Source organism: Acidovorax sp. KPB24-03 (assembly GCF_057546605.1).
Map to the genome: position 1 here is coordinate 1 of NZ_BAAJYR010000132.1, position 9874 is coordinate 9874.

The window sequence follows — 9874 nt, forward strand, 5'->3', positions numbered from 1 at the left end:
CAGCGGCTCGTCGAACAGGAACACCTGCGGCTGGCGCACGATGGCGCGCCCCATGGCCACGCGCTGGCGCTGGCCGCCGGACAGCTCGCGCGGCTTGCGCTCCAGCAGGTGGCCCAGCTCCAGGATCTTGGCGGCCTTGTCCACGCGCCGCTTGATCTCGTCCTTGGGCACCTTGGCGATCTTCAGGCCGTAGGCCATGTTGTCGAAGTTCGTCATGTGCGGGTAGAGCGCGTAGTTCTGGAACACCATGGCGATGTCCCGCTCGGCGGGCTCGAGGTTGTTCACCACGCGGGGGCCGATGGCGATCTCGCCGCCGCTGATCTCTTCCAGGCCCGCGACCATGCGCAGCAGGGTGGATTTGCCGCAGCCCGACGGGCCGACGATCACGATGAATTCGCCATCCTGGATTTCGGCGCTGACGCCGTGGATGACCGGGTTGGCCTTGGGGCCGGCGCCGTAGCGCTTGATGACGTTGCGAAGCGAGAGGGATGCCATATCTTTGGGATTCTTGTCAGATCGATCGGTGGTCGTTGACCGTTATTTCTCGGTGTCCACGAGGCCCTTGACGAACCACTTCTGCATGAGCATCACCACCACGGCCGGCGGCAGCATGGCCAGGATGGCCGTCGCCATGACGATGTTCCATTCGTTCTGGCCGTCTCCGCCGGCGATCATGCGCTTGATGCCGATCACCACCGGGTACATGTCTTCGCTCGTGGTGGCCAGCAGCGGCCACAGGTACTGGTTCCAGCCGTAGATGAACTGGATCACGAACAGGGCGGCGATCGAGGTCTTGGACAGCGGGATCAGGATGTCCTTGAAGAACCGCATCGGGCCCGCGCCGTCCATGCGCGCGGCCTCGACCAGCTCGTCGGGCACGGTCAGGAAGAACTGGCGGAACAGGAACGTGGCCGTGGCCGAGGCGATCAGCGGCACGGTCAGGCCCGCGTAGCTGTTGAGCATGCCGAGGTCGGACACCACCTGGTACGTTGGGCCGATGCGCACTTCCACGGGCAGCATCAGCGTGATGAAGATCAGCCAGAAGCACAGGCCCTTGAAGGGAAAGCGGAAGTACACGATCGCGAAGGCCGACAGCAGCGAGATGGCGATCTTGCCGAAGGTGATGACCAGGGCCGACACCAGGCTGACCCACATCATGCGGGCCACCGGGGCCGTGGAGCCCGCGCCCGCGTCGCGGCCGAACAGGGCGGCCTTGTAGGTCTCCCAGAAGTGGCTGCCGGGCAGCAGCGGCATGGGGGCCTGCACGATCTCCTGCGCGGTGTGCGTGGAGGCGACGAACGCCAGGTACAGCGGAAAGGCGACGATCAGCACGCCCAGCACCATGATCACATGGGCCAGGATGCCGGCGGTCAGGCGGCGCTCAACCATGGGCGGCCTCCATCGAGGAAACGCATTGCATCGGGCGTTGCATCAGTAGTTCACTTTCTTTTCGACATAGCGGAACTGCACCACGGTGAGCGCGACGACGATCAGCATCAGCACCACCGATTGCGCGGCCGAGCCGCCCAGGTCCATGGCCTTGAAGCCGTCGTAATAGACCTTGTAGACCAGGATGGCCGTGTCCTTGCCCGGGCCGCCCTGCGTGGCCGCATCGACGATGGCGAAGGTGTCGAAGAAGGCATAGACCACGTTGATCACCAGCAGGAAGAACGTGGTGGGCGACAGCAGCGGGAACTGGATGGTCCAGAAGCGGCGCCACGGGCGCGCGCCGTCGATGGCCGCGGCTTCGATGAGCGACTTGGGGATCGACTGCAGACCGGCCAGGAAGAACAGGAAGTTGTAGGAGATCTGCTTCCACACCGAGGCCATCACGATCAGCGTCATGGCCTGGCCCGAGTCGAGCAGGTGGTTCCAGTGGATGCCGACCTTCTCCAGGCCGTAGGCCACCACGCCGAGCGACGGCGAGAACATGAACACCCACAGCACCGCGGCCACGGCGGGCGCGACGGCGTAGGGCAGGATCAGCATGGTCTTGTAGAACATGGCCGCCTTGACCACGCGGTCGGCGAAGATCGCCAGCATCAGCGACAGGCTGATGCCGATGCCCGCCACCAGCACGGAGAACATGGCCGTGGTCTTGAACGACTCCACGTAGCTGCCGTCGTTGAAGAGCTGGCGGAAGTTGGCCAGGCCCACCCATTCGGTGGAGGTTCCGAAGGCGTCCTGCAGCTGCATCGACTGCACCAGCGCCTGGCTGGCGGGCCAGAAGAAGAAGACCAGGATGATGGCCATCTGCGGCGCGATGAGCAGCCAGGGCAGCCAGGCAGATTTGAAACGGACGCGTTTTTCCATGGGGCGGAAGGTTGGGAGAAATCGGCGCTTCCCAAAGCAAAAAGCAGATGGATGACCCATCTGCTTTTTACGGTTGGCGAAACGGTCAGTTTAAGCCGTATTACGACTTGTTCGCCTTCTGGAAGCGTTCCAGTTGCTCGTTTCCACGCTTGACGATCGTGTCCAGCGCTTCCTTGGCGGTCTTCTTGCCGGACCACACCTGTTCGAGCTCTTCGTCCTCGATCGCGCGGATCTGCACGTAGTTGCCCAGGCGGATGCCGCGGCTCTTGTCGGTCACCTTGCGGATCATCTGCGTCACGGCCACGTCGGTGCCGGGGTTCTGCTGGTAAAAGCCCGACTTCTCGGTCAGCTCATACGCGGCCTTGGTGACGGGCAGGTAGCCGGTGCGCTTGTGGCTGGCGGACTGCACTTCAGGCGTGGAGATGAACTGGAAGAACTGCGCCACGCCCTTGTATTCGGCAGGCTTCTTGCCGGCCATGACCCACAGGCTCGCGCCGCCGATCACGGTGTTCTGCGGTGCGCCGGGTACATCGGGGTAGTAGGGCAGGGGAGCCAGGCCGTAGGCGAACTTGGCGTTCTTGGCCACGTTGCCGTAGAAGCCCGACGACGTGTTGATCATGGCGCACTCGCCGGACACGAAGCTGGCCTCGGGCACGTTGCCGCGGCCCTTGTAGACGAACAGGCCCTGCTTGGCCATGTTGGCCAGGTTCTCGATGTGGCGCACGTGCAGGGGCGAATCGACCTTCAGGCGCGCGTCCAGGCCCTGCAGGCCGTTGGACTTGCTGGCGAACTCCACGTTGTGCCAGGCCGAGAAGCTCTCGACCTGCGTCCAGTTCTGCCAGGCCGTGGTGAACGGGCACTTGTGGCCCGAGGCCTTGAGCTTGGCCGCCGCGTTGACCACTTCGGGCCAGGTGGCGGGTGCCTTGTCGGTGGGCAGGCCGGCCGCCTTGAAGGCGTCCTTGTTGAAGTAGAAGATGGTGGTGGAGCTGTTGAACGGGAAGCTCAGCATCTGGCCGTTGGGGGCCGTGTAGTAGCCGGCCACGGCGGGGATGTAGGCGGCCGGGTCGAACTTGGCGCCCGCGTCCTGCATCACCTTGCCCACGGGCACGATGGCGCCCTTGCTGGCCATCATGGTGGCCGTGCCGACTTCGAACACCTGCAGGATGTGCGGTGCGTTGCCGGCGCGGAAGGCGGCGATGGAGGCCGTCATGGACTCGTCATACGTGCCCTTGTAGGTCGGCACGATCTTGTATTCCTTCTGGCTCTCGTTGAACTGCTTGGCCAAGTCGTTCACCCACTCGCCGTTGACCGCGGTCATCGAATGCCACCATTGGATCTCGGTCTGTGCCTGCGCCGTGGCGCAGAGCGAAGCGGCGATGGCGGCAGCGGCCGCCAGGTGCTTGAATTGCATGAAAACTCCTCGAATCGATACGAAATGCACGAAGCGCCGATGGTAGGACGCATTTCGTGACACGAATATGTCGTTGTCGCATAGGCCCACGCAGCGATCAAGCGGGGAAACCCGTCGCGGCGCAGGGCCCCGCCATGGCCGCCAAACGGGCGCCAGCGCTGGCGATTTCGTGACAATTCCGTGACAGATGGGCGGTGGCCGGAGTCGCCTTGGCGACTGGTGCCGCGCACCATTTCAGCGAATTGCAAGGATGCCAGCAGGGTTTTGTGCGGTGCACAATGATCTCGCGTCCCCATTTCGGGGCTGATCGCGGGGCCGAATCCCGCGCCTTTTCCTTTTCCGATCCTCCGGACCTTTCCATGGCCAAAACCTCTCTGGACAAAAGCAAGATCAAGTTCCTGTTGCTCGAGGGCATCCACCCGTCCGCGCTCGACGTGCTGCGCGGTGCGGGCTACACGCAGATCGAGGCGATCTCCGGCGCGCTGCCCGACGACGAGCTCAAGCGCAAGATCGCCGATGCGCACTTCGTGGGCATCCGCTCGCGCACCCAGCTGACGGCCGAGGTTTTCGCCCAGGCGCACAAGCTCGTGGCCGTGGGGTGCTTTTGCATCGGCACCAACCAGGTGGACCTGAACGCCGCCCGCGAGCGCGGCATCGCCGTGTTCAACGCGCCGTACTCCAACACCCGCTCGGTGGCCGAACTGGTGCTGGCCGAGGCCATCCTGCTGTTGCGCGGCATTCCCGAGAAGAACGCGGTGGCGCACCGCGGCGGCTGGCTGAAGTCGGCCGACAACGCCTACGAGATCCGCGGCAAGACACTGGGCATCGTGGGCTACGGTTCCATCGGCACGCAGCTGTCGGTGCTGGCCGAGGGCCTGGGCATGCACGTGATCTTCCACGACGTGGTCAACAAGCTGCCCCTGGGCAATGCGCGCCAGGCACCCTCGCTGCACGCGCTGCTGGGGCAGGCCGACATCGTGAGCCTGCACGTGCCCGAGCTGGCGTCCACGCAGTGGATGATCGGCGCGGCCGAGATCGCGGCGATGAAGCCGGGCGGCATCCTCATCAACGCCGCGCGCGGCACGGTGGTGGAGATCGAGCCGCTGGCCGAGGCGCTCCGCGCCAAGAAGCTGCTGGGCGCCGCCATCGACGTGTTCCCGGTCGAGCCGCGCACCAACAAGGACGAGTTCCTGTCGCCGCTGCGCGGGCTGGACAACGTGATCCTCACCCCGCACATCGGCGGCTCCACCATGGAGGCGCAGGCCAACATCGGGCTCGAAGTGGCCGAGAAGCTGGTCAAGTACAGCGACAACGGCACCTCGATCTCGTCGGTCAACTTCCCCGAGGTGGCGCTGCCCGCGCACCCGGGCAAGCACCGGCTGCTGCACATCCACCAGAACGTGCCGGGCGTGCTGTCGCAGATCAACCAGATCTTCTCGGACAACCGGATCAACATCGCCGCCCAGTACCTGCAGACCAACGAGAAGGTGGGCTACGTGGTGATCGACATCGACGCCCAGTCGTCGGACCTGGCGCAGGACGAGCTGGCCAAGGTGCCGGGCACGATCCGCAGCCGCGTGCTGTTCTGAACGGCCGGGCCGGCCGCCAGGGGCTCCGCCGGCCTGCCTTGGGATTGGGTGCCAAAACGGCCTCCAGCACAATAAAAGCGCCGGCATGATGCTATAGAAATAGTAGCAATCGGGGTGCGGTCGTTGCCGCGCCGGCTGGCGGGGCCGTCCCGGCCCCCGGGACCGCCCGGAGGCTGGCATAAAATCGCGGCCCCGAGGCACAGGGGCGCCCCACGCGCCCGACCCAGGTTGACCCCATGAACGTTCCCATAGCGCTGGCTGCCCTGCAGGCGCAGGCCGCCGAGCCCGCCCGCCTGCGAGAGATTCCCTACAACTACACCTCGTTTTCCGACCGGGAAATCGTCATCCGCCTGCTCGGGTCTCCGTCCTGGGACGTGCTCGACCAGCTGCGCCGCGAGCGCCGCACCGGCCGCTCGGCCCGCATGCTCTATGAAGTGCTGGGCGACATCTGGGTGGTGCAGCGCAACCCCTATCTGCAGGACGACCTGCTGGACAACCCCGACCGGCGCAAGCTGCTGGTCGAGGCGCTGGAGCACCGCCTGGCCGAGATCGGCAAGCGCCGCACGCCGGCCGACGACTCCGGCCGCGACCAGCTCGTGGGCCAATTGGTGGACGCCGCCCGCCGCGCCATCGCCGAGTTCGACGCCACCTTCATCGAGGCGGCGCAACTGCGCCGCCAGGTGCAAAAGCGCCTGGGCCGCCACACGGCCAAGGACAACATCAAGTTCGACGGCCTCTCGCGCGTGTCCCACGTGACCGATGCGACCGATTGGCGCGTCGAATACCCGTTCGTGGTGCTCACCCCCGACACCGAGGCCGAGATGGCTGCGCTGGTCAAGGCCTGCATCGACCTGGAGATGACCATCATCCCGCGCGGCGGCGGCACCGGCTACACCGGCGGCGCCATTCCGCTCACCTGGCGCAGCGTGGTCATCAACACCGAGAAGCTCGAAGCCATGACCGAGGTGGAAATGCGCCGCCTCCCGGGCATGGACCGCGAGGTCGCCACGGTGTGGACCGAGGCCGGCGTGGTCACCCAGCGCGTGGCCGATGCGGCCGAGCGCGCGGGCTACGTGTTCGCCGTGGACCCGACCAGCGCCGAGGCGTCTTGCATCGGCGGCAACATTGCCATGAACGCCGGCGGCAAGAAGGCCGTGCTGTGGGGCACGGCGCTCGACAACCTCGCCAGCTGGCGCATGGTGACGCCCGACGCCCAGTGGCTGGAGGTGACCCGTGTGAACCACAACATGGGCAAGATCCACGACGCCGAGGTGGCCAGCTTCGAGCTGCAGTACTTCGAGGCCGACGGCAGGACGCCGATCCGCACCGAGCGCCTGGACATCCCCGGCAAGACCTTCCGCAAGGAGGGCCTGGGCAAGGACGTGACCGACAAGTTCCTGTCGGGCCTGCCCGGCATTCAGAAAGAGGGCTGCGACGGCCTCATCACCAGCGCGCGCTGGGTGGTGCACCGCATGCCCGAGCACACGCGCACCGTGTGCCTGGAGTTCTTCGGCAACGCCAAGGACGCGGTGCCCAGCATCGTGGAGATCAAGGACTTCATGTTCGCCGAGCAGCAGCGCAGCGGCGTGCTGCTGGCAGGCCTGGAACACCTGGACGACCGCTACCTGAAGGCCGTGGGCTACGCCACCAAGAGCAAGCGGCATGGCGGCGGCCTGCCGAAGATGGTGCTGTTCGGCGACATCGCGGGCGACAACGCCGACGACGTGGCGCGCGTGACCAGCGAGGTCGTGCGGCTGGCCAATTCGCGCTCGGGCGAGGGCTTCGTCGCCATCAGCCCAGAGGCGCGCAAGAAGTTCTGGCTGGACCGCAAGCGCACGGCCGCCATCAGCCGCCACACCAACGCCTTCAAGATCAACGAAGACGTGGTGATCCCGCTGCCGCGCATGGCCGAGTACACCGACGGCATCGAACGCATCAACATCGAGCTGTCGCTGCGCAACAAGATCGCGCTGTGCGATGCGCTGGAAGACTTCTTCCTGCGCGGCAACCTGCCGTTGGGCCGCCAGGACGACGCGCACGAGATCCCGTCGGCCGAGCTGCTGGAAGACCGCGTGGGCCAGGCCGTGGCGCTGGTGGGCGAGGTGCGCGCGCTGTGGACCGGATGGCTGCGCGACGTGGAGCCGCTCTTCGCCCAGCTGCAGGACCACACGCTGCGCGCGAGCTGGAAGACCCAGCTGCGCGAGCCGCTGGCCAAGATCTTCGCCGGCGCCGCCTTCCAGCCCATCATGGACGAGGCCCAGGCCATCCACCAGCGCGTGCTCAAGGGCCGCGTGTGGGTGGCGCTGCACATGCATGCCGGCGACGGCAACGTGCACACCAACATCCCGGTCAACAGCGACGACTACCGCATGCTGCAGACGGCCCATGAGGCCGTGGCGCGCATCATGGTGCTGGCCCGCCAACTCGACGGCGTGATCTCGGGCGAGCACGGCATCGGAATCACCAAGCTGGAGTTTTTGACCGACGACGAGCTGCGGCCGTTCGCCGACTACAAGCAGCGCGTGGACCCCGAAGGGCGCTTCAATAAAGGCAAGCTGCTACGAAATCAGGAGCGTGGTGCCGTAGTGGATATTGCCCGGGAGCCCGGTTCGGCCCGCAACTCGCTGATGTTCGCCGACCTGACCAACGCCTACACGCCGAGCTTCGGCCTGATGGGGCACGAGTCGCTGATCATGCAGCAGAGCGACATCGGCGCCATCGCCGATTCGGTCAAGGACTGCCTGCGCTGCGGCAAGTGCAAGCCCGTGTGCGCCACCCACGTGCCGCGCGCCAGCCTGCTGTACAGCCCGCGCAACAAGATCCTCGCCACCTCGCTGCTGGTCGAGGCCTTCCTGTACGAGGAGCAGACGCGCCGGGGCGTGTCGATCAAGCACTGGCAGGAGTTCGAGGACGTGGCCGACCACTGCACCGTGTGCCACAAGTGCTACACGCCGTGCCCGGTCAAGATCGACTTCGGCGACGTGACCATGAACATGCGCAACCTGCTGCGCAAGATGGGCAAGAAGACCTTCCGCCCGGGCAACGCGCTGGCCATGACCATGCTCAACGCCACCAACCCCGACACCATCAAGCTGATGCGCAGCGCCATGGTCGGCGTGGGCTTCAAGGCCCAGCGCATCGCCGTGGACCTGCTGCGCAAGGTGGGCCGCCGCCAGACCGCGCGGCCGCCGGCCACGGTGGGCACCGCGCCGGTCAAGGAGCAGGTGATCCACTTCATCAACAAGAAGCTGCCCGGCGGCCTGCCCAAGAAGACGGCGCGCGCGCTGCTGGACATCGAGAACAAGGACTACGTGCCCATCATCCGCAACCCGGCCACGACCACGGCCGAGACGGAGGCGGTGTTCTACTTTCCCGGCTGCGGCTCCGAGCGCCTGTTCAGCCAGGTGGGCCTGGCCACGCAGGCCATGCTGTGGCATGCGGGCGTGCAGACCGTGCTGCCGCCGGGCTACCTGTGCTGCGGCTACCCGCAGCGCGGCAGCGGCCAGTTCGAGAAGGCCGAAAAGATGATCACCGACAACCGGGTGCTCTTTCACCGCGTGGCCAACACGCTCAACTACCTCGACATCAAGACCGTGGTGGTGAGCTGCGGCACCTGCTACGACCAGCTGCAGGGCTACGACTTCGGCAAGATCTTCCCGGGCAGCCGCATCATCGACATCCACGAATACCTGCTGGAAAAGGGCGTGACCCTGCAGGGCAAGGGCGCCTACCTGTACCACGAGCCCTGCCACAACCCCATGAAGCTGCAGGACTCGGTCAAGACCGTGAAGGCGCTGGTGGGGCCGCAGGTGCTCAAGAGCGAGCGCTGCTGCGGCGAATCCGGCACGCTGGGCGTGACGCGGCCCGACATCTCCACGCAGGTGCGTTTTCGCAAGGAAGAGGAAATCAGGAAGGGCGAGGCCGCGCTGCGGGCCAGCGGCGCCGCGGGCGCGCAGGACAACGTGAAGATCCTCACCAGTTGCCCCAGCTGCCTGCAGGGCCTGAACCGCTACCAGGACGACCTGAACAACGGCCTGCTGGAGGCCGACTACATCGTCGTCGAGATGGCGCGCGAGATCCTCGGCGACCAATGGATGCCCGAATACGTGCAGCGCGCCAACGCGGGCGGCATCGAGCGGGTGCTGGTCTGATGGTGGCCACGGCGCCTGCCGCGGCCACCGTGCCCGATTGCCCGCTGTGCGACGGCGACGGCGGCACACTGGTCTGGCGCGGCCCGAAGCTGCGCGTGATCCGCGCGCAGGAGGCCGGCTTTCCAGCCTTCTACCGCGTGGTATGGAACGCGCACGCGGCGGAGTTCACCGACCTGGACGCGGGCGGCCGCCTGCACTGCATGGAGGCCGTGGCGGCGGTGGAGACCGCGCTGCGCGCCCATGTGCAGCCGGACAAGATCAACCTGGCCGCGCTCGGCAACATGGTGCCGCACCTGCACTGGCACGTGATCGCGCGCTTTGCCTGGGACAGCCATTTCCCCGGCGCCGTGTGGGCCACGCCGCAGCGCGACCGCGCGCCCGAGCGCGAGGCCGAGGTGGCCGCCGCCTGG

The 9874-nt window shown here is 66.4% G+C and carries 7 protein-coding genes; 3 read left to right on the plus strand and 4 right to left on the minus strand.

Annotation, left to right across the window (positions count from 1 at the left end):
• From AC27KI_RS14415 to ugpB, 4 genes are all read right to left on the minus strand, one after another.
• Positions 1-495, minus strand: a 495-nt coding sequence (locus AC27KI_RS14415; protein ID WP_487114422.1) for an ATP-binding cassette domain-containing protein, incomplete at its 3' end; no start/stop codon positions are given.
• A gap of 42 nt (positions 496-537) precedes the next feature.
• Positions 538-1389: a sn-glycerol-3-phosphate ABC transporter permease UgpE gene (gene ugpE, locus AC27KI_RS14420; RefSeq protein ID WP_284429245.1), complete on the minus strand. Its 852-nt coding sequence runs from the start codon at positions 1387-1389 to the stop codon at positions 538-540.
• A gap of 42 nt (positions 1390-1431) precedes the next feature.
• Positions 1432-2313, minus strand: coding sequence for a sn-glycerol-3-phosphate ABC transporter permease UgpA (gene ugpA, locus AC27KI_RS14425; protein WP_284393763.1), 882 nt, complete (start codon positions 2311-2313; stop codon positions 1432-1434).
• Positions 2314-2413: 100 nt separating this feature from the next.
• The gene (gene ugpB / locus AC27KI_RS14430) at positions 2414-3724 is read right to left on the minus strand and encodes a sn-glycerol-3-phosphate ABC transporter substrate-binding protein UgpB (RefSeq protein ID WP_272565484.1); all 1311 of its coding nucleotides are present in this window, start codon (positions 3722-3724) and stop codon (positions 2414-2416) included.
• Between the two features lie 359 nt (positions 3725-4083).
• On the opposite strand from ugpB, the gene serA reads away from it, so the two are divergent.
• The 3 genes from serA to AC27KI_RS14445 all read left to right on the plus strand — a co-directional run.
• On the plus strand, positions 4084-5313 hold the full coding sequence (serA, locus tag AC27KI_RS14435; RefSeq protein ID WP_487089733.1) for a phosphoglycerate dehydrogenase: 1230 nt from the start codon (positions 4084-4086) through the stop codon (positions 5311-5313).
• A 236-nt stretch (positions 5314-5549) separates the two neighbouring features.
• Complete coding sequence (locus AC27KI_RS14440) at positions 5550-9464, plus strand: DUF3683 domain-containing protein (RefSeq protein WP_487114424.1); 3915 nt, start codon at positions 5550-5552, stop codon at positions 9462-9464.
• The coding region (locus tag AC27KI_RS14445; RefSeq protein ID WP_487114426.1) for an HIT family protein at positions 9464-9874 on the plus strand (411 nt) is incomplete at its 3' end. The genes AC27KI_RS14440 and AC27KI_RS14445, both read left to right, overlap by 1 nt.